16 protein-coding genes are annotated in these 21,378 nt (G+C 46.1%); 10 read left to right on the top strand and 6 right to left on the bottom strand.

Annotated elements, in window-relative coordinates; translation table 11 throughout:
* The first annotated feature begins 89 nt into the window (after positions 1 to 89).
* Positions 90 to 1,652, top strand: a complete 1,563-nt coding sequence (locus tag AC6H3C_RS18395) for a beta-N-acetylhexosaminidase (RefSeq protein WP_497516973.1) — start codon at positions 90 to 92, stop codon at positions 1,650 to 1,652.
* A gap of 5 nt (positions 1,653 to 1,657) precedes the next feature.
* Here the strand turns inward: AC6H3C_RS18395 and AC6H3C_RS18390 are convergent, their stop codons facing one another.
* The 6 genes from AC6H3C_RS18390 to AC6H3C_RS18365 form a co-directional block, all read right to left on the bottom strand.
* Entirely contained in the window at positions 1,658 to 3,097 is a 1,440-nt protein-coding gene (locus tag AC6H3C_RS18390; protein ID WP_497516972.1) for an MATE family efflux transporter, read from the bottom strand.
* On the bottom strand, positions 3,087 to 3,548 hold the full coding sequence (locus AC6H3C_RS18385) for a VOC family protein (protein WP_497516970.1): 462 nt from the start codon (positions 3,546 to 3,548) through the stop codon (positions 3,087 to 3,089). Before AC6H3C_RS18385 ends, AC6H3C_RS18390 begins: the two co-directional genes overlap by 11 nt.
* A gap of 48 nt (positions 3,549 to 3,596) precedes the next feature.
* The gene (locus AC6H3C_RS18380; RefSeq protein WP_497516969.1) at positions 3,597 to 4,151 is read right to left on the bottom strand and encodes a dihydrofolate reductase family protein; all 555 of its coding nucleotides are present in this window, start codon (positions 4,149 to 4,151) and stop codon (positions 3,597 to 3,599) included.
* Positions 4,129 to 4,464, bottom strand: a complete 336-nt coding sequence (locus AC6H3C_RS18375) for an RNA polymerase alpha subunit C-terminal domain-containing protein (protein ID WP_497516968.1) — start codon at positions 4,462 to 4,464, stop codon at positions 4,129 to 4,131. The genes AC6H3C_RS18380 and AC6H3C_RS18375 overlap by 23 nt, the downstream gene beginning before the upstream one ends.
* Positions 4,448 to 4,582, bottom strand: coding sequence for a VOC family protein (locus AC6H3C_RS18370; protein WP_497516967.1), 135 nt, complete (start codon positions 4,580 to 4,582; stop codon positions 4,448 to 4,450). The genes AC6H3C_RS18375 and AC6H3C_RS18370 overlap by 17 nt, the downstream gene beginning before the upstream one ends.
* A gap of 243 nt (positions 4,583 to 4,825) precedes the next feature.
* Positions 4,826 to 5,692: an SRPBCC domain-containing protein gene (locus tag AC6H3C_RS18365; RefSeq protein ID WP_497516966.1), complete on the bottom strand. Its 867-nt coding sequence runs from the start codon at positions 5,690 to 5,692 to the stop codon at positions 4,826 to 4,828.
* Between the two features lie 132 nt (positions 5,693 to 5,824).
* Between AC6H3C_RS18365 and AC6H3C_RS18360 the strand changes: the two genes are divergently transcribed.
* The 9 genes from AC6H3C_RS18360 (at position 5,825) to AC6H3C_RS18320 (ending at position 21,340) form a co-directional block, all read left to right on the top strand.
* Positions 5,825 to 6,802, top strand: a complete 978-nt coding sequence (locus tag AC6H3C_RS18360; protein ID WP_497516964.1) for a GlxA family transcriptional regulator — start codon at positions 5,825 to 5,827, stop codon at positions 6,800 to 6,802.
* Between the two features lie 79 nt (positions 6,803 to 6,881).
* On the top strand, positions 6,882 to 9,599 hold the full coding sequence (locus AC6H3C_RS18355; RefSeq protein ID WP_497516962.1) for a family 78 glycoside hydrolase catalytic domain: 2,718 nt from the start codon (positions 6,882 to 6,884) through the stop codon (positions 9,597 to 9,599).
* A 372-nt stretch (positions 9,600 to 9,971) separates the two neighbouring features.
* Complete coding sequence (locus AC6H3C_RS18350; RefSeq protein WP_497516960.1) at positions 9,972 to 12,734, top strand: glycoside hydrolase family 78 protein; 2,763 nt, start codon at positions 9,972 to 9,974, stop codon at positions 12,732 to 12,734.
* Positions 12,735 to 12,798: 64 nt separating this feature from the next.
* Positions 12,799 to 13,731, top strand: coding sequence for a dihydrodipicolinate synthase family protein (locus tag AC6H3C_RS18345; RefSeq protein ID WP_497516958.1), 933 nt, complete (start codon positions 12,799 to 12,801; stop codon positions 13,729 to 13,731).
* A gap of 32 nt (positions 13,732 to 13,763) precedes the next feature.
* Positions 13,764 to 14,345, top strand: coding sequence for an RNA polymerase sigma factor (locus AC6H3C_RS18340; RefSeq protein WP_497516956.1), 582 nt, complete (start codon positions 13,764 to 13,766; stop codon positions 14,343 to 14,345).
* A 65-nt stretch (positions 14,346 to 14,410) separates the two neighbouring features.
* Entirely contained in the window at positions 14,411 to 15,424 is a 1,014-nt protein-coding gene (locus tag AC6H3C_RS18335; RefSeq protein WP_497516954.1) for a FecR family protein, read from the top strand.
* A 158-nt stretch (positions 15,425 to 15,582) separates the two neighbouring features.
* A complete protein-coding gene (locus AC6H3C_RS18330; protein WP_497516952.1) occupies positions 15,583 to 19,005 on the top strand; it encodes a TonB-dependent receptor in 3,423 nt (1,140 codons plus the stop codon).
* Positions 19,006 to 19,039: 34 nt separating this feature from the next.
* Positions 19,040 to 20,449 (top strand): RagB/SusD family nutrient uptake outer membrane protein, encoded by a 1,410-nt coding sequence (locus AC6H3C_RS18325; RefSeq protein WP_497516950.1) that lies wholly within the window; start codon positions 19,040 to 19,042, stop codon positions 20,447 to 20,449.
* Positions 20,450 to 20,788: 339 nt separating this feature from the next.
* Entirely contained in the window at positions 20,789 to 21,340 is a 552-nt protein-coding gene (locus AC6H3C_RS18320; protein ID WP_497516948.1) for an RNA polymerase sigma-70 factor, read from the top strand.
* Positions 21,341 to 21,378 lie beyond the last annotated feature (38 nt).

The following is a 21,378-nucleotide window of genomic DNA, read 5'->3' as shown; positions in this document are numbered from 1 at the left end:
CAAAGTGAATTCCTGCCTCATTTTTTTATGATGTCTTTTTTAATCGATCTTGATTTTATACCTTGCTGAGGCATTTAAAATCAACCATCATGAAAAGAAAACTTGCGAAGTTCGGTTTCTTTATACTGATATCCGGATGTGCCGGCCTGTATTCGTGCTCAGGGCCCGAACCAACCGACCTGACAAAAGCAGCCCTGATCCCGCTTCCGGTTTCGGTCGTTGCAAACGGCTCGGCTTTTGAGTTGACGCCAAAAACAGTCATCAGTATTCCCGAAGGATCAGCGCCCATCGCCCGGGTAGCCGGATTGCTGGCAGAAAAACTAAATCCGGCAACCGGGTTTGGCATACAGGTTCAGCCGGTATCCAAAGCGCCGTCAGCCGGTATTTACCTGACGTTGGAGGCCGACGAAGAGCTGGGCGAGGAAGGTTATCAGCTGACGGTTACAAAAAAACTTCTTAGCCTGACAGCCAACTCTCCGCAAGGTCTTTTCAGAGGAATTCAAACCATTCGGCAGTTATTGCCTGCCCCGGTTGAATCAGATGCCGTCGGACAGGGGCGCTGGGTGATTGCAGGAGGTACCATTCGCGATTATCCGGAATACGCATACCGGGGAGCGATGCTCGATGTTGCCCGGCATTTTTTCGGCGTCGGCGATGTTAAACATTTCATAGATTTACTGGCAGCTTACAAGTTTAATATCCTGCACTTGCATTTGTCGGACGATCAGGGCTGGCGGATCGAAATCAAATCATGGCCCCAATTGACAACCATTGGCGGAAGCACGGAAGTTGGCGGTGGCAAAGGTGGTTTTTACACGCAGGAAGAGTATGCAGATCTGGTAAAATACGCGGCTGAGCGCTACATCACCATTGTTCCCGAGATTGATATGCCCGGCCATACCAATGCGGCTCTGGCATCGTATGCCGAACTGAATTGCGATGGAAAAGCCCGTGAATTGTATACCGGTACCGATGTTGGTTTCAGTACGCTGTGTACCGGTAAGGAAATTACCTATCAGTTTGTTAACGATGTGGTTGGCGAGTTGGCCCGCATCACACCCGGTCCGTACATTCATATTGGAGGCGATGAATCTCATGTAACAAAAACGGAAGATTATATTCCGTTTATCGAACGGGTGCAGGATCTGGTTTATTCGCACCATAAAACAATGATTGGCTGGGACGAGATTACGCTTGCCAGGCTCGATCAACGCTCTGTTGCACAATACTGGTCCAGCGCCGAAAATGCCGGGAACGCGGTTAATCAGCAGGTGAAACTGATTGTGTCGCCGGCAAAAAAAGCTTACCTCGATATGAAGTATGATTCACTTACGCCGATTGGCCTGAGTTGGGCCGGCCTGATTGAAGTGGATACCGCCTATGACTGGGACCCGGCATCGCTCGAAAACGGGATTACCCGGGAGCATATCCTGGGCATTGAAGCTCCGCTTTGGACAGAGACAGTCACCAACCGCGCTGAACTGGAGTACCTCGTATTTCCGCGACTCCCGGGATATGCCGAAATTGGCTGGACGCCGGCCGGACTGCGAAATTGGGATGAATATAAATTTCGGTTGGCCCGGCACGGCGAACGCTTTAAAGCTCAGGGACTGAATTTTTATCCCTCGGCACGGGTGCCCTGGCTGGATTAAGTGTCTTATACCGTCATTTTTTTCCACCCCCCTTTTTTGAATAACCACAGGGTGAACAGGCCTACCGAGGTTTCGGACACAAAAACGGCCCAAAAAACGCCTGAGTGTTGCCAGCCCAGTTTGATGGCAAGGAAGTAGGATAACGGGATTTGTATCAACCAGAAAAATACCAGGTTGATGTAGGTCGGTGTTTTTGTATCTCCGGCGCCGTTGAATGCCTGTACCGAGACCATCCACCAACCGTAAACAAAGTATGAGTACGATAAAATCCGCAACCATTCGGCTCCAATGGCCAACACCCTGGCATCGTCGGTGAAAATGCCCATAAGTTGCCGGTTGAAGAAGAAATAAATGATGGCAATTCCTATCAGAAAGAACATATTATAGAATCCGATTTTCCATACGGTCGATTCGGCCCGGTCGGGATTTCCTGCTCCTAAATTTTGCCCGACCAATGTTGCAGCGGCATTCGACAATCCCCAGGCGGGCATCATGGTAAACATCATAATCCGTAACGCAATGGTTGATCCGGCTACAGCTTCGCTGCCCAAATCGGCAAGGATCCTCATAATGAATATCCAGGAAGTCATGCCAACAAGCATTTGCCCAATGCCGCCCAATGCCGTGCGAAGGATACTGAACATCACTTTTGCGTTCCAGTACACTTGTGTGAGCGCTACCCGGATGTGTTTTCCTCCTCTGAAAAGCAACCAAAGCTGAATCAGTACGCTAATGCCTCTGCCCGTGTTGGTGGCTATGGCCGCGCCTTCAATCCCCATTTCGGGGAAGGGTCCCCATCCGAAAATAAGTACAGGATCCAACAGGATGTTAATGCCGTTGGCAATCCAAAGGATACGCATGGCAATCGCTGCATCACCGGCGCCGCGAAATATGGCGTTAATGACAAATAACAGGATGATGACCAGGTTGCCACCGAGCATCCACTGGGTATATCGGTAACCAACATCAATGGTCCATTGGTCTGCTCCCATCAGCGTGAGTAATTCTTTTGCAAAGAATATCCCGGCAAAAGCAAACGGAACGGAAAGCACAAACGCAAGAAATATGGATTGAACCGCCGATAATCCGGCGCTTTCTTTCTTTTTTTCACCAATCCGGCGGGCAACAATGGCCGTTACGGCAATGGAAAGGCCCATCGCTAACGAGTATAAAAGGAACAGGTAGGTTTCGGTGAGTCCTACGGTTGCAACTGCCGAAGGTCCCAGCCGGCCTACAAAATAAATATCGGCAATAGCAAAGGTCGATTCCATGATCAGTTCCAGAATCATGGGCACCGCCAGCAGGAAGATGGCTTTTTTTATGCTGATCCTGGTATAGTCGGCCTCGGTACCCCTGATGGCGTCTTTGAGCTCCTGCCAGAGGGAGGAACGCCTGAGTACGGTTAGTTGGTCTGAATCTGTCTGATTGAATTTTTCATCCTTCATAAGCCTGTACTAATTTTTCGATATCAAACTTTTTCATTTGCAGAAAGGCATCTACTACTTTGGGCGCTTTTTTCGGATCGTTCATGAGTTTTTCCAGGATTGCCGGAATAATTTGCCAGGAAATTCCGAACCGGTCTTTCAGCCAGCCGTACTTTTGGCTCCAGTCGTATTTGTCGAGTGGCATCAGTTCTGAACCGCCTTCCAACAGGCTTTTCCAATACCGGTCGATCTCTTTCTCGGTTTCGCACACGACAAAAAACGAAATGGAGGGGTTGGTCGAAAACTGTGGACCACCGTTCAGAAGCATGAATTTCTGGCCCGAAATTTCCAGGGTAACCACAAATGAATTTTCGGATGTAATTACCGAATTTGAAAAAACAGAGCTGTAAAATTCGGCTGCTTCTTTTGCCTTTCCGTCAAACCAAAGGCACGGGTATATTTTATTTTCCATTGTTGTTTAATTTTCCATGGTCTTTCATAAATCGTCAAATAAATCAGGCTAAAGCGGTTTGTAATACAATAAAACAATTCCGCTTGAAAATTTCTTTACCTGGGTCAGCTCCAAAAGAAGTTGGCGCCTGATCCCGCTAAAAACCGGTACGCCTTCGCCTATGGCCACCGGATCGATCATAAATTGATATTCATCGATCAACTGATGGTTTGTAAACAAGGTGATGATGCTGCCGCTACCCAAGATGGCCATATTTTTACCGGGCGATTGCTTCAGTGTTTTTATTTTTTCGATTACATCGCCCTTGATGAACCGGGTGTTTTCCCAGTCCGATTGCTCCAGCGTGTTTGAGAAAACAAGCTTTTCTGCCCGGTTCATACCGTCGGCTACCTTCGGGAACAGGTCTTTGGCAGCAGGAGTGGGCCAAAAGCCGGCCATTGTCTCATAAGTTTTTCGGCCAAAAAGCAGCATGTTGTTTTCGGCTAACATTTCTTCAGAATACGCCGACTCTTCGTTGCCGTGCCTGTGCCAGCTGAAATCTTCGTTTAGTCCTTTGTAAAACCCGTTCAGCGTCAGGAAATTATAAGCAATTATTTTTCTCATCCTGGTTTGTTTTAAATGTCAACCCCTGTGTTTTCAATTTCAGCCGAAGTTTGGGAAGGGATGTTTTTCCCATACCATGCAAACGAAAAATTTCCTGTCCGCTGTATGCAGATAGTTGCTGCAATGTGGTAATGCCGTTATTTTCAAGGGCCCGCCTGGCCGGGGCCGGCAATAACGACAGAAACCCGCTTTCCGGTTTTTTCTTTTCTTCGCATTTCGGACAGGTGGGGCAATCGCTGCTTTTGAAGTAGCGATGCCCGTTTTTGCAAATCCGCAATGTTTTTTTTATGGTTGGATCAGTCGGCTTTTCCATCGCAATTAAACATCCATTGCACGCCAAACTTGTCCTTGCAACTTCCGTAATAATCGCCCCAGAACATGTCCTGTAATTCCTGTTCTACCTGGCCTCCTGCCGAAAGCGCCTTGAACAACCGTCTGGTTTCTTCGCGCGTATTGGGCTGGAGATTAATATACGCATGATTCCCTGCCCGTTGAATTCAGTTCCGAATACGGATTTGTAAAAATTGAATGCTTCCTCGGTACGGCGCGAAAAATTAAGGTAAGTGCTTACTTTTGCCATGATTATAGAAATTTAGTATTGATGTTTATTGTTTCTGTATCTGTTTGATATTTAAAATGTTGATTTGTGTTTTCGGTCATCTCTTTGTCGTTGCTCAGTCTTCGCAAATTGCTTTTAGTTTTTTCAGGGCTTTGGGCCATGTTTCGGTAAAATAAGATTTGAATTCCTCATGGGCATCCAAATAGACAGAGAGCAAGGTTTGGCCGTTTTTGTCGGCAAACGAATAGTTTTCCAGTGCGCCTGCCCATCCGGCAACTTCGGGTCCGCTGGTTATTTCCCGGTCATTCTGAATGATACCCAGGTGTTCGATACTAACAAACTGGTTAGGAATATTTTCTTTGATCCGGCTGACCATTCCTCCTGTATTTCCGTCCTGGTCGGCTCCCAGGAACAAGATTTTGGATCCCTTTTCCCACGAACCTTTGTACGATGATGTCGGATTAAATACCCCGGTCCATTCGATCCATTTTTGTTGGTCGAGCATGGTCTGATATACCTTACTGGCCGCGGCATTGATACTTATTTCGAAGTGTAAAGTTGACGATTCGACATATTTTTTGAAGTTATTCAGGATTGCCTGCCAACCTTCCCGCTGCATCTCGTGCGGGTAGAGATCTTCGGCTTCAAAAACTTCGTCAACAAGGGTTGAGCTTTCGTTTCTTTTAAAACTTACCCTTACTTTTCTTCCGTCGGGCATGGTGTAAGCAATCTGTTCGTTGGTTCGTACTTCATCGTAAATTCCTTCAAAATCAAATCCCTGACTTCCGTCTTTTGCTTCCATTCGCGCAACAATTTTTCCGCCCGGACGCAAATCGTTTTCTGCCCGCGGGCAATGCCAGTCGTCTGAGGCCGCGTTCCAACGGACGATGTGCTTCGGTTCGTTCCAAAATTTCCAGACTTTTTCGATCGGAGCATGAATCGTTGCTCCAATGGCAATCATTGTTTTTTCTTCTGTTTTCATTGCTGTAATTTCTTAATAAGTTTCCTGTTATCCATTTTGACACGATAAATTTACCACCACTCCGGCAGATATGAGTTATGCAAAAACGACAAATGTGGGGCGGTTTACGACAAGATTTTTTATATTTGAGTTATGAAAAATATAACTATCCTTGTTCCTGAGCGTTCGGTGATACAAGCTATTGCCGATCCTCAATATTGTTTTAGCGCAGTTAACCGGTTTCTGGCCATGTCGGGCAGGAAGCCCTTGTTTAAAATTGAACTGGTTAGTTTTAAAGAAGAAATCAAGCTGAGCGAAGGCTGTTACTCGGTACATCCGCACAAGTTGATCAGCGATGTTCACCGGACCGATCTGATTATTATTCCCGCCTTATTTGGCGATCTGACAAAAGCAATCGAGCAGAATAAAACATTTGTGCCGTGGATTGTAGAGCAATACAACAAGGGGGCCGAAATTGCCTCCCTTTGTGTCGGGGCATTTCTGCTGGCGTCAACGGGTTTGCTCAATGGAAAGAAATGCTCGACCCACTGGAGCTTCACCAATAAATTTCGTGAAATGTTTCCGGATGTGCTTGTTCAGGACGGGAATATTGTTACCGAGGAAAGCGGCATCTACTCGAGTGGGGGAGCCAATTCTTACTGGAATTTGTTGTTGCATCTGGTTGAAAAATTTACTGATCGCGAAATCGCGATCCTGGTTTCGAAATATTTTGCCATCGACATGAGCCGAAACAGTCAATCGTCGTTTGCCATATTTAAAGGACAAAAGGAACACGATGACGAGGCGGTTAAAAAAGCGCAGGAGTATATCGAGGAAAATATCGAAGAAAAAATAAACGTGGATGTACTGGCCGGTAAAATAGCCGTTGGCCGGCGAAGTTTTGAACGCCGGTTTAAGCGGGCCACCAATAACTCGGTACTGGAGTATATTCAGCGGGTGAAGGTGGAAGTGGCCAAACGGAACTTTGAAACCAGCCGTAAAAATATCAATGAAGTGATGTTTGAGGTTGGTTATACCGATACCAAAGCTTTCCGAACCGCTTTTAAAAAAATTACAGGTCTTACTCCGGTTGAGTATCGCAATAAGTACAACAAGATGGTTTCGGAATAAGAAGTTTTTTTTTGTATCTTAAACAGCTTATTCAACCAAACGAATTGTTATTTCCTGAAAAAAAACTAATCAAATGATTATGAAAAAAATATGGCTTCTTTTTGGCGTACTTCAATTAACCGTTGCGGTAAGTTTTGCTCAAATACAGGTAACCGGCTTGTTTATTGAAAACAAGATTAACCCGGTTGGCGTGAGTGAAATATATCCGCGTCTGACCTGGCAAATGCAGGCATCCGGCCGGAATGTGACCCAAACTGCTTTCGAGATTCGTGTCAGCGAAGATCTGTCATCCTTGCTTAAGGGGCTCGACCTGGTTTTTCATACCGGTAAAATTCCCTCCGATCAAAATGTATATGTTCCCTTTACTGGAAGTACCTTGCAGCCGGGACGAAAGTATTTTTGGCAAGTACGCGTGTGGGACGACAATGATAAAGTATCGAAATGGAGCGAACCTGCTTTTTGGGTGATGGGCATTATGGGCCCCGAAAACTGGACAGCCAAATGGATTGAACCGGGTTTTCGCGACGAGAAAGAGCGTCCATCGCCGATTTTCAGAAAAGAATTTGTAACCAACAAAAAAGTGAAACTGGCCGTAGCCTTTATTACGGCGAGAGGCATGTACGAAGTAGAGATGAACGGGAAAAAGGTGGGTGACTTATGCCTGGCTCCTGGTTGGACTTCCTATAATAAACGGATTCAGTACCAAACCTACGATGTGACCGGCTTGATTCAGGACGGAAAAAATGCCATCGGCGTCACTCTGGGAAATGGCTGGTACCGGGGTAACATCGGCTTTGGCGGGAAAATCGATGCTTACGGCAACAAGCTGGCTTTGTTGTTTCAGATGCAGATCATCTATACGGATGGTTCCACCGAAACGGTTGTCTCCGATGGCTCCTGGCGTTCTTCGACCGAAGCCATCAGGTATTCCGAGATTTATCATGGCGAAACCTATGATGCCCGGCTCGAAAAAAGCGGCTGGACCCTGCCCGGCTATAACGATACCGAGTGGAATGATATCAGCCTGGCCAACTATCCGGTCATTAACCTGGTAGCCACCGAAAACGAGCCGGTTAAAAAGCAGGAGGTCTTTAAACCGGTTCAGTTGATTACTACGCCCAAGGGAGAGAAAGTCATCGATTTTGGTCAGAACCTCGTCGGTTGGGTGCAAATGAAAGTATCGGGCAAGGCCGGCGACCAGGTGAGCATTTATCATTCGGAAGTGCTGGATAAAGAAGGCAATTTTTATACGGAAAGTTTACGAACGGCAAAGCAGAAAAACACTTATATCTTAAAAGGCGGGGGAGTCGAGCAGTATGAGCCGCATTTTACCTGGCAGGGATTCCGGTATATTAAAATTGAAGGTTATCCGGGCGAAATAAAAGCGGAGAACTTTACGGCCACAGCGCTGTATTCGGATATGAAACGAACCGGTTCGTTTACCTGTTCCGACGGGTTGATCAATAAACTTCAGCAGAATATCCAGTGGGGACAACGGGGAAATTTTGTTGATGTGCCGACCGATTGCCCGCAACGCGACGAACGCCTTGGATGGACAGGCGACGCCCAGGCATTTGCCCGCACGTCCACGTTTAATTTCAGGGTACACAGCTTTTTCGCCAAATGGCTGAAAGATGTGGCTGCCGATCAGCAGACCGACGGAAGTGTGCCTTATGTTGTTCCCGACGTCATAAATAATGGCGAGTGTAGCCCCGGCTGGGGCGATGTGGCCACCATTGCCCCCTGGGAAATGTACCAGGCTTACGGCGACAAAGTGATGCTGGAGAAGCAATATTCAAGCATGAAAGCCTGGGTTGACTATATCAGGAGTGTTAGCTCAGGCAACCTGTGGATACCGAAATCCTCTTTCGGAGACTGGCTGTTTTATCGTCCGTTTGATGATAATTCGGGACTTGCAGCGGTGACCGATAAAAATCTGATTGCGCAATGTTTTTTTGCCTATTCAACGCAATTGTTGATTCATGCCGCCAGAGCGTTAGAGATGGAAGAGGATGTGGAAATTTACAGCGAATTACTTGAAAAAATTAAAGGTGCTTTTGTCCACGAATACCTCACGGCCAGCGGGCGACTGGTTTCGGGTACGCAAACAGCCTATGTGCTGGCCCTGAATTTCGATATGTTGCCGGAAAACCTAAGAGCACAGGCAGCCAAACGCCTGGTTGATAATATTCGTTCGTACGATACCCATCTGACTACCGGATTTTTGGGCACACCCTATCTGTGTCATGTCCTTTCGCGTTTTGGTTATACCGAGGTGGCCTATGAACTCTTGCTTCAAAAATCATATCCTTCGTGGTTGTACCCGGTGACGATGGGCGCCACCACCATCTGGGAGCGCTGGGATGGCATCAGGCCCGACGGCACCTTTCAAACGCCCGGCATGAACTCATTTAACCATTACGCTTACGGGGCGATTGGCGACTGGATGTACCGCGTTGTGGCCGGCATTGACACCGAACCTGAAACCCCCGGCTATAAGTCAATCCGGATTAAACCGCATGTCAGCAATAAATTATCGCATGCGAAAGCCGAACTGGATACTTATTACGGGAAAGTAGCTTCAGGCTGGGAAATTACCGGAGGAAAACTGAGCCTGAATGTCGAGATCCCGGTGAATACCACGGCAACGGTTTACATCCCGGCTGCCGATGTGTCGAAAGTGAAGGAAAGCGGTAAAGCCTTAAACCTTCAGCGGACGATCGGGCTTGTCGGTTCTGAAGATGGATACGTGGTGGTTAAAATTGGCTCCGGGAAATACCAGTTTACAGTGAATTAACTCATCAGAAGATTTTTGAATCAACCGAACAGGCCCGCTTTTGAAAAATAAGGCGGGCCGGTTTGATTATGGCCTGTTCCGGTCGGCTGGTTCGTGCCCGTTGCTGTTCAGGGTTTTGATCCGTGATAAAATCGGTCAATAAAAATTTATGAAAACGTTTTCATATTAAATGACTTCTTTATACCTTGGTCGAAAATTTCAGGATCGGATCAGGCTGTGAGATTTTATATATTGAAAACAAGTGTTTTAAGAGATGTTAGTTGGATTTTATGCTTGATTTCATGGTTGCTTTCTGATCATTTTTGTGCGTTCAATGGATGTGTTTTAATATGAATAATGTAATCATTTACATGAAAATTTAATTTTCAATCGATGAAACTTAAAAATACTTTTTCCCTCATTTTGGTTTCCTGCTTTTTGTTATTGGCCACTGGCAGTTCTGCCAGGATTAATGCGGTTGGCTTGCAGTGTGAGCGCTTATCCGATCCGCTTGGTATCGATGTGCAGCAGCCCCGTTTGAGTTGGCAGTTGGAAAGTGAGCAACGGGCAACCATGCAAACGGCATACCGGGTACTGGTAGCTTCAACTCCGGAAAAACTGGCTGAGGACAGAACCGATATGTGGGATTCCGGGATGGTTTTTTCTGAACAGTCATCCGGAGTTCTTTACCGGGGAAAAGCATTGAAAAGCCGCTCGGAATGTTACTGGAAAGTGAAGGTATGGAATGGCGACCAGGAAAGTGAATGGAGCGAACCGGCAAAATTTAGTGTCGGATTACTGGATTATAAAGATTGGGCGGGGCGCTGGATTGGTTTCGACCGTACTTTTCCCTGGGACCGGGAAGATAAATTCTCACGACTTTCGGCACGCTATTTCCGGAAAGAGTTTCAGGTAACCAAAGCGGTTCAGTCAGCGAAAGTGTACATCATCGGATTGGGACTTTATGAACTGTACATCAACGGGCAGAAAATCGGCGACCAGGTGCTGGCGCCAACGCCGACTGACTATACAAAAAACATCAAGTACAATGTGTTTGATGTGACAGAATACCTCTCTCCGGGTGAAAACGCTCTTGGAACCATTCTCGGAAACGGCCGCTATTACACGATGCGCCAGACCGAAAAACCCTACAAAATAAAAACCTTTGGTTATCCCAAAATGCTTCTCCAACTGGAGATTGTTTATACCGATGGCTCCAAAGAAACCGTTGAAACCGACAATAGCTGGAAAGGTACAGCCGACGGGCCTATCCTGACCAACAATGAATACGATGGCGAAGAATACGATGCCCGTAAAGAAATGCCGGGCTGGAGCCGGGTTGGTTTCGACGACAGCAGCTGGCTGAATGCCGAGTTTGTGCAGGAACCACCGGGAGAGTTTGAGGCGCAACTGAACCCGAACATGAAGATTAAGCAAACCTTGACACCGGTTTCGCTGAAGGAAATACGCCCCGGTGTGTATATCCTTGATATGGGGCAGAATATGGTTGGCTGGCTTCGCATGAAGGTGAGCGGTTCGTCCGGCGAACAGGTAACCTTACGCTTTGCCGAGATTTTGGATGAGCAGGGAGAACTGGCGCGGGAAAACCTGCGCGACGCCAAGGTTACAGATATATACACCCTGAAAGGTGGAGGTGAAGAGGTGTGGGAGCCGTCGTTTGTTTATCACGGATTTCAGTTTGTTGAAATCAGTGGGTTTCCGGGCAAACCTTCGCTGCACGATTTTGAGGGCCGGGTGGTGTATGACGATATAGAAACCATTGGTCATTTCGAAACTTCCAATACCCTGATTAACCAAATTTACAGGAATGCCTGGTGGGGGATCAACGGCAACTACAAGGGCATGCCGGTTGACTGTCCGCAACGCAACGAGCGTCAACCCTGGCTGGGCGACCGTTCCACGGGGGCATACGGCGAGAGTTTTGTTTTTGATAATGCCCTGCTGTATGCCAAATGGATGGACGACATCAAAAATGCACAGCGCGCCGACGGGTCCATTCCCGATGTAGCCCCGGCTTTCTGGCGTTATTACAGCGATAACATGACCTGGGCAGGCACCTACCTGATGGTGGCCGATATGCTTTACCGACAGTTTGGCGATACTGAGCCGATTGTGAAACATTATCCGTACATGAAACACTGGCTTGGTTACATGCAGAACCGCTATATGACCGACGGGTTCATCCTGACCAAAGACAGTTACGGCGATTGGTGCGTGCCGCCGGCTACTATTGAAGAGGGGCGTGGGAAAAATGCCAATGTGAAATACCCCAGTCAGTTAATTTCCACCGCATACCATTATTATTACCTGCAACTGATGCAAAAATTTGCTTCTTTGACGGGTAATGAAAGCGACATTCCGGCTTTTGCCGAATTATCCGAACAGGTAAAAGAAGCGTTCAACCGGGAGTTTTACGATGCTGAAAAAGCGTCGTACGGCACACATGCGCTGACCGATAACCTGCTGGCTTATTATTTTGATCTGGTGACGGAAGCGGATAGACACCGGCTGTTCAAAACCATTACAGATCTGATTGAAGTGAAAAATAACGGGCACCTGAGCACCGGACTGATTGGTACACAGTGGCTGATGCGCACGCTTACCGAAAATGGACGCACCGACCTGGCATTTCGTCTGGCTACCAATAAGACTTACCCCAGTTGGGGCTACATGGTCGAAAACGGAGCCACCACGATTTGGGAGCTTTGGAATGGAAACACAGCAGCTCCCAATATGAATTCCTACAACCATGTGATGATGCTGGGCGACCTGATCATTTGGTTTTACGAAAACCTGGCCGGGATTAAAAGCAGCGATGAATCGCCGGGATTCAAAAAAATCATCATGAGACCCGAACCTGTGGAAGGCCTCACCTTTGTGAATGCATCCTATCGGTCGGTTTACGGAGACATAAAAAGCCGGTGGCAGAAAAAAGGCAAAACCTTCGCTTGGGATATTACCATTCCTGCAAATACAAATGCGTTGATTTACCTCCCGGCAACTGCCGTGAAAAATATAAAAGAAAGCGGTTCCGACCTGTCAAAATCAGAAGGTTTGCTTTTTTTACGTATGGAAGGCGACCGTGCTGTGCTGGAAGTTGGCTCGGGTGAATATCATTTTCAATCCAGGTTGTAGCGAACAGATCGATATTAAAATAGTATGATTCAGAATAGAAACTAAAAAATTTAGAGAAAAGAATATGCAAGCAAGATTTTCCACCCCCTTAAGGGGAATTGTTCCGCCTTTGGTAACTCCGTTGACAGATAATGACACGCTTGATGTGGCGGGACTTGAACGTTTAATCGAGCATGTGATTCAGGGAGGCGTTCACGGGATATTTTTATTGGGAACCACCGGCGAGTTTGCCAGTTTAAGTTATAAGATCCGCGAAGAGTTGATCCGCCTGAGTTGCCGGTTTGTCAATGGCCGGGTGCCGGTGATGGTCGGGATCTCAGATTCCGCATTTACCGAAAGCCTGAACCTGGCCAAAAAAGCGGCCGTGTACGGCGCTGATGCGCTTGTGATCACGCCTCCGTATTATTTCGAGTCGGGCCAGCCGGAACTGCTGGAGTACCTGAAACGGATTATGAAACAAATGCCGCTCCCGTTATTCATTTACAACATGCCGGTTCATACCAAGGTGATGTTTGCGCCTGAAACCGTGAAGGCAGCTGCCGAAATTCCCGGAATCATTGGTATGAAGGACAGCTCGGCCAACCTGGCTTATTTCAATCACATACGCTACCTGCTGAAAGACCGCCCCGACTTTACCTTTATGGTAGGACCCGAAGAACTGACGGCCGAGTTTGTGCTGATGGGCGGGCACGGCGGCGTAAACGGCGGGGCCAATATGTTTCCGAAACTTTATGTCGATTTGTATCATGCGGCTGCAGCAGGCGATTTTAACGCGGTTTTGCCTTTGCAGCAAAAAGTAATTCAAATCAGTACGAGTATCTATAAAGTGGGTAAACACGGTTCCAGCTACCTGAAAGGATTAAAATGCGCCTTGTCGGTGATGGGTATTTGCAGTGATTTCATGGCTGAACCTTTTCATCGGTTTAATGAACCGGAACGGAAAATAATTGAACAGGCCCTGGAGGAGATTCATTTTGAAGAATTGATCGTAACTTAGCAGGACAAACCGTACCGAAATCGTTTGTCTGTTTGACCAGATTAAAACTCCATAGCGAACCCGAATTGATCAAAAGATTGTTGCACGATGATCAGTTTGCCTTTGAGATTTTGTTTTATAAATACAAAAACAAACTCAAAGGCTTTGTTATGAAGTTAGCTCCGCCGCAAATCGATCCTGAAGAGATTGTTCAGAAAGTTTTTATCAAAGTCTGGTTGCAGCGGCAAAAAATCAAACCGGAAAAATCGTTTTCTTCCTTCCTGTACACCGTTGCTAAAAATGAGCTGATCGATCAGCTGCGTTCGTCGGTCAACCGGAAAATTTATCTGATGGGCGATGACCTGATTGCCGATCTGAATCTGTCGGACTCGGCGGACCTGTCGATGCAGGAGGAACTGGAACTGAAACTTACCGGCTTAATCAGCCAAATCCCGGATCGACGGAGACAAATTTTCGAATTGAGCAGGTATCACGGATGCAGTTATAAACAAATTGCCGAAAAGTTGAATATTTCAGAGAATACCGTTGACAGTCAAATCCGGCTGGCCTTAAACTTTCTCAGGCGCGAAATCAGAAAGGTCAGATTTTTGCTGCTGCTTTTTATTTCTCAGTAATTTTTTTTGTTGCCCCTTCACGGAAACACAGTTTCGTTTCGTAATAAAGGCAAAACACCAAAGGTATGCTTGACCAGGTTTTGTCCTTGCTAAAAAGGTTTATCAATAATGAACGTCTGACTGTGTCGGAATTGAAACAATTGCGTGATTGGATTGCTCTTCCTGAAAATATACAGGTCCTGGACGAATGGATGCATAATCAATGGCTTAGCGCCCCCGAAACGGAATCGGAAGCTGATTTTGAAGAACTCATCAGTCAGATTAACCGGCAATATCAGCAGCTTGAAAAGAAAAAAGCGGTATTCTGGGAATTAAAACCGGTTAAGCAGTTTCAACGGGTTGCGGCAATCCTGATTCTTCCCGTGATGATCGTCTCGGCTTATTACTACCTGTTTTCCACAGAACATCCGGTTCAATATACGGAGACCATTGTTCCCAAAGGCCAAAAGTCGGAGATTGTGTTACCCGATAGCACCCATATTTGGCTAAACTCAGGAACCAGCCTGCGTTACCCGACTGAATATGGCCGGGAGACGAGGGAAATTTTTCTTGAAGGGGAAGCCTATTTTGAAGTGACCACCAATAAACACCTCCCGTTTGTTGTCAAAACTGCAAACATCGAAGTAAAAGTGCTGGGTACAAAATTTAATGTACAGGCATACCCCGATGAATCGAAAATCGAAACCGCACTGCTTGAAGGAAGTATCGATCTGCTGGTTCGCCCTTCCACATCGGACCCCATCTCTTATGAAATGAAACCGGGCGAGATGATCAATTTTTCAAGATCGGAAGGAAATGTGAGCCGGACCGGATTCCGGAACGACGAGGTCGTGGGTTGGAAGAATAACCGCCTGATTTTCAGGGATGATTCGTTTGCTAATCTTGTCCGGAAAATCGAACGCTGGTATAATGTGGAAGTTGTTTATGATGAGCATTTTCTGGATAATCAGCGCCTGACGGTTGAGTTGAATGAAGGAGAAAGCATCGAGCGCGTAATGCAAATCATCGAAAAAGTCATGAATGTTGAATCGTCGGTAAATAATCAAAAAGTATATATCAAATCTAAAATGACAAGCTGATTGAAAGAAAAACGGGTAGTTCTGCGCCAACATACACTACCCGCCCATTCTTACGTGTAAACAAAAAGTTTAACGAAAAACTAAGCAAATTTATGAAAAAAAGTAACACCCATCGGAATTGGGATCGATATCTTCAATTCCAAAAGTTCACCAGAGTTATGAAACTACTAATGATCCTGACTTTCTGTGGGCTGATGACCTTCGCGTCTCAGACCTATTCTCAAATGACCAAAATATCGGTGAATTTGAGGCAGGCTACTATTAAGGATATTTTTAGCGCTATTGAGGAGCAGACTGATTTTCAAATTGCCTACAATAGTAATAAGCTTGATGTCCTGGAAAAAATTGACTTACGGGTTGAGAATAAGTCCATATCGGAAGTGCTGGACCTGATATTGAAAAATTCTTCGGCTCAATACGAATTTATTGGTCGGTATATTGTCATTTCCGATCTGAAGAAAAACGAATACAGCGTTTTGCAAAGTCAGCAAAACAGAACAATTACCGGTAAAGTGACGAATACCGAAGGACTTCCGATTCCCGGAGCAACCGTTGTTGTAAAAGGAACAAATCGGGGAACCATTACCGATGTTGACGGGAGGTACCAACTGGATGACGTCCCTGCCGGGGCTGTCCTCCTGGTTTCGTTTGTCGGGATGAAAACACAGGAAGCGGCGGTTGACGGACGAAGTGTCATCCAGGTAAGCCTGACGGAGGATACAATTGGTTTGGAAGAAGTAGTGGCTATTGGCTACGGAACCGTGCGGAAAAGTGATTTGACCGGATCGGTGGTTTCGGTTGGCGCCGACAAATTGAAAGACCGTCCTTACACGAATGCCATGCAAACGTTGGCAGGACAGGTATCGGGGGTACAGATCACTCAAACTCAGGGTGCTCCGGGTCTTGCTCCTACTGTAAAAGTCAGGGGCGCTTCTTCGATCAATGCCGGTACAACTCCTTTGTACGTCATTGATGGTATTCCTTTGGAAGACAATACCACTAACTCAACATCTTCCGGTGTTAGTTCCGGCAGCAACATGGATTTTAACCGAAATCCGCTAAACTTTATCAACCCGAATGATATCGAATCAATCGAGATATTGAAAGATGCGTCGTCGGCAGCCATTTACGGTTCGCGCGGCGCCAATGGCGTGGTTTTGATCACGACCAAGCAAGGGAAAGCCGGAAAAACCAAGATAGAGGCGAATTATGAGTTTGGTCTGTCAAAAGTATTGCGGGAAACGGAGATGATGAATGCCCGGGAATGGATGGAGTTCCAAACAGCAGCCAGAAATAACTCATGGGCTACCATTGTCGCCGCAAATCCTTCGGCTTCAAGAGGCCTGAATGTTACGGTGCCGGTTGAATTTTCTGATCCGGCATGGATTGCCCGAATCGGGAACGGAACGGATTGGCAGGATGTTTTATTAAGAACTGCCCTGTCGCACAACGTCCAGGTATCGGCATCGGGGGGCAACGATAAAACCCAGTTTATGGTATCGGCGGGTTATCTGGATTCGGAAGGGGTTGTGGACCAAAATACCTACGACCGGATCAACCTTCGTTCTAACATCAGACATAAATTCAGCGATAGATTCCGCTTGGGATTAAACATGGGATTCAGTCGCGCACAGGAAGCTCCCCACGGCACAGCAGGTAAATCGGATGTTGTAAGTCTGGCCTTGCAGAGCGACCCGATCTTCCCGCTTTATGTTGAAACAGGCAGTCTTGGCTTCAAAGATCCAACTTCCATCTGGAACACCTTTGTGAAATACGGCCTTCAGTTATGGCATCCCTACTCGTTAACCCGGGAAGCCGAAAAAAAGAAAGTGATGAATGTGATGACCGCCAACTCATTTCTGGAATGGGATGTTCTGAAAGATTTGACTTTCAAAACAGCCTTGAGTTCAAATATCGAAAATACCTCCTATAATTTCTACTGGAACGAAGGTCAAAACTGGGGTTATTCGGGTTGGGTTCCGGCAACTGCCGATTTTATTACCCTGCAATCCTACAACTGGGTATGGGAAAATACGCTTAATTATAACAAAACGTTTGATGGTATTCACGACTTAAATGTGCTGGCTGGTTATACTGTTCAGGAACAACGCACGGATTACAGCAATATGCGGTCGGGTAGTTTTCCGAACGATTTGGTTCATACCCTAAACGCGGGGAAAGTCAGCAGTGGAAGTACATCAGCCCAGGAGTGGTCCCTGATTTCTTATCTTGCCCGCGCCAATTATTCGCTTAAAAGCAAATATTTGGTTACCGCGGCTATCCGTGCCGATGGTTCATCCCGTTTTGGCGCCAACAATCGCTGGGGGTACTTCCCGTCGGGTTCTGTTGCATGGCGTATGTCTGAGGAAGCTTTCCTCCAGGGAGTTGCCTGGCTGGATAATCTGAAAGTGCGCTTGAGCTATGGTGAAACCGGCAATAACCAGATTCCAAACTACGGTGCAATCGGTATATTGGGTTATACCCCGTATGTCAGCGGCGGGACCGTGCAGCAAGGTATTTACACAAATACATTTGCCGATAAAAATCTGAAATGGGAAAAGACCGGCCAAACAAACTTTGGGCTTGACTTTAGTATCCTGGATCAACGCGTGAATTTTTCAGGCGATATTTATTATTCGAAAACAAAAGACCTGTTGCTGAATGTTCCGATTCCCATCATCACCGGTTTTGCTTCTACGTTAACAAACATTGGTGAGCTGCAAAACAAAGGGTTTGAAATCAACCTCAGCACCCGCAATATCGATCGTAAGTTCAAGTGGACAACTGACTTTAACATCTTCGCGAACCGGAACAAGGTGCTGAAACTCGGTGAAAATGATGCGCCGATCGATATCAATGAATCCAGTATGACCTCGCGTACTGCCGTAGGAAAACCCATTGGGATGTATTATGGCTATGTCATTGACGGTGTAATTATGTCGCAAGCCGAACTTGACAACAATGCCTATCCGGTGTGGGCAGGCAGCGAACCGGGCGACCCAAGGGTGCGTGATGTGAACAAAGACGGCAAAATCAACTCAGACGACCGGACCTATATTGGTAATTACCAGCCTGATTTTCAGTGGGGGATGACCAATATCTTATCCTATGCCGGTGTTGAATTATCGGTTATGTTACGTGGATCGCATGGCGCCGAGATTCTTAACCATAATGCCCGCTTCCTGAAATCAGGCGTAGGTGGTGGAAACCGGAACATGTATCAGGAGGTATCCAATTTCTGGAGGTCCGAATCTAACCCGGGCAATGGAATGATTCCGAAACCTCGTATGCTCCCTACCACGGTACGCGACTTTGGTTCTACCTATTGGGTTGAGGACGGTTCATTTGTCCGCATCCAGAACATTCGTATTGGCTACAATTTGCCGAAAAACATAGTTAATAAGATGAATGTATCCGGTGTAAAACTCTACTTAAATATGGAAAATGTATATGTATTCTCTGACTATTTAGGTTACGACCCGGAAGGCAGTACATACCAAACCGGTGTTTTGGTAGGCTTTGATTACGGCGCTTATCCCAATCCTTTTACAGCGACTGCAGGGGTAAACATTACTTTCTAAAAATTCAGGTATAACGATATAAAAACGTAGGAATATGAAAAAAATAAAATACATCCTGATTCTATTCGCTACAATCTACTTTGGTTGCAGTGAAGATTTTTTGGACCGGTCACCTATTTCCAATCCCAATGAGGTGGATTTCTATCAAAGCAAAGATGACATCGAAACGGCCCTCTGGGCTGCATATAACTCCTTGTACACCCTATATGGGCCTGAGAGTTTGCCCTCGTTTTTTGGCGAATTAATGTCGGACAATGCATACAGCGATAATGCTGCCGGGAGAATTCAGGACTATGAAGGTTTCGAAAATCATACGATGAGTGATGATAATGAATTAGTGTTAAACTATTGGAATAGTTATTACACGTCATTATATATGATCAATAATATTATTGTAAGAGCAGAAGCCATTAACTTTGATACCCAGGCTGCTTTAATCGGCGAAGCTAAATTTCTGAGAGCCTTGTATTATTTCGATATGGTTCGTGCATGGGGCGATATCCCGCTGGTTACCAAACCCCTCAGCATCAGTGAAGCTTATGCGCAAGGCCGCACCCCTAAGGCCAATGTCTATAATCAAATTGTTGAAGATCTTAAATTTGCTGCGGCCAATTTACCGTCCAAAGCCAGTCAACGATTTGTTGGTGCTGCAAGTAGCGATGCCGCCAATACCCTCCTCGGAAAAGTTTATCTTACCTTGGGGGATAAAACAAAAGCATCTGAGGTGCTGCTGAAGGTTTATGGCAAGTTCTCGCTTGTGTCCTATGCTAACTTATGGGATAAAACCAAAAAGAACGGGGCCGAGTCGATCTTCGAAATCCAGTACAAAGGAGGAAAATCAAATCCTTACAGCCGGTACTGGGCCATGTTTTCGCCACTTGACAACCGGATTGTTACTGCCTGGGGCGCCGGGATGAACCAGGTCACGCTTGATTTGTGGAATGCTTATGAAGCAGGCGATTCGCGCCGCGATTTATCGATCCAGAATGGCTACACGACTGCCGCGGGCGTATCCGTTGACGTGAAATATCCGATTAAATGGAAAGATACCGGCGCTGAAGTGGATGGATTGAGGGAAGCTGCCGATAACAATTTTATTATTCTGCGGTATGCCGATGTTTTGCTGATGCTTACTGAAGCTACTGGTGACGTCAAGTACCTGAACGAGGTGAGAAGCCGGGTTGGAATGCCCCATTACGGTGCTGCCGGATATCCGTCGCAATACAATACGGTGGCGCTGGCGCTCGAACACGAACGCCAGGTGGAGTTTGCGCTTGAATTTCATCGTTGGTTCGATCTGATTCGCACAGGCCGGGCAATTACGGTAATTAAAAACAGCAGCAAAAATATCACGCTGAACGAGAACCAATTGGTACTACCGATACCCTTACAGGTCATCACCCAAAATTCAGGAGTGATCACTCAAAATGAAGCGTATAAATAAAAATTGCAGGGATTTATCGACTGTGTCGGTTCCTGAAATAAGCATTTGATAATTTGAAGACTGCCTTCCCGGTATTTTTGGCGGGTGGGCAGTCTCTTCATTTTGGGAAATGAATGTCTTTCGACAGCGAACAGACCAAAAAATCTGAACGATGAAATTAAATTCCACTTTAGGTTGTTTGCTGCAGTTAGTTCCGGAATAGCTTGATAATTCTGGGGAAACTGGTATATTCATCCGGATTTTGGGGCAGCTTATCCTGTAAGTCTTAATAACATAGCGAAGGTGGGTGTATAAGCTTTTCTACTGAATTGATTGTGTTGTAGTTTGAAAATACGTTAGATGGTATTTAGGCAAGCGAATAGGGCTTTCAAGGGTAATTTAAACAAGGAAGAAAAGTTTGAACTGATCTTCAGGAGGTACTTTGTTCGCCTGTGTTGTTTTGCCGACCGTTATACTCAAAGTGTTGAGGAATCAAAAGAAATTGTTCAGGAAGTTTTTTTGAATGTATGGAACAAAAGAGATCAACTTTCTTTCGATGAAGATATTCAGTATTATTTGTTTCGGGCGGTGAAAAATTCATGTCTGAATTTACTTCAACATCGCCGGATCGAAAGCGATTATCAGGCTGTTTTACATTTTATATACTCCAATCAGGATACTAAATACGATTACCTGATGCCGGTTGAATTGGATGAATTGAATCGGAAAATAGGTCAGGCAATTTTATTATTACCAGATGAGTGCCGGAGAATTTTTCTTTTAAGCAGGGACAAAGGTTTAAAATATGCTGAAATTTCGGCAGAATTGCAAATTTCGGTGAAAACAGTTGAGACACAGATGAGTCGCGCCCTGTCTCGTTTGAGGATTCAGTTGAAAGACTATCTGTATTAACCATCTGTGCCGGGAGCGTTTTCGTAGTTTCGAAAAAA

It is taken from the genome of Gaoshiqia sp. US2 (genome assembly GCF_059705485.1).
Note: the sequence above shows the minus strand (reverse complement) of the source record. Positions and strands in the feature narration are given on the sequence as shown.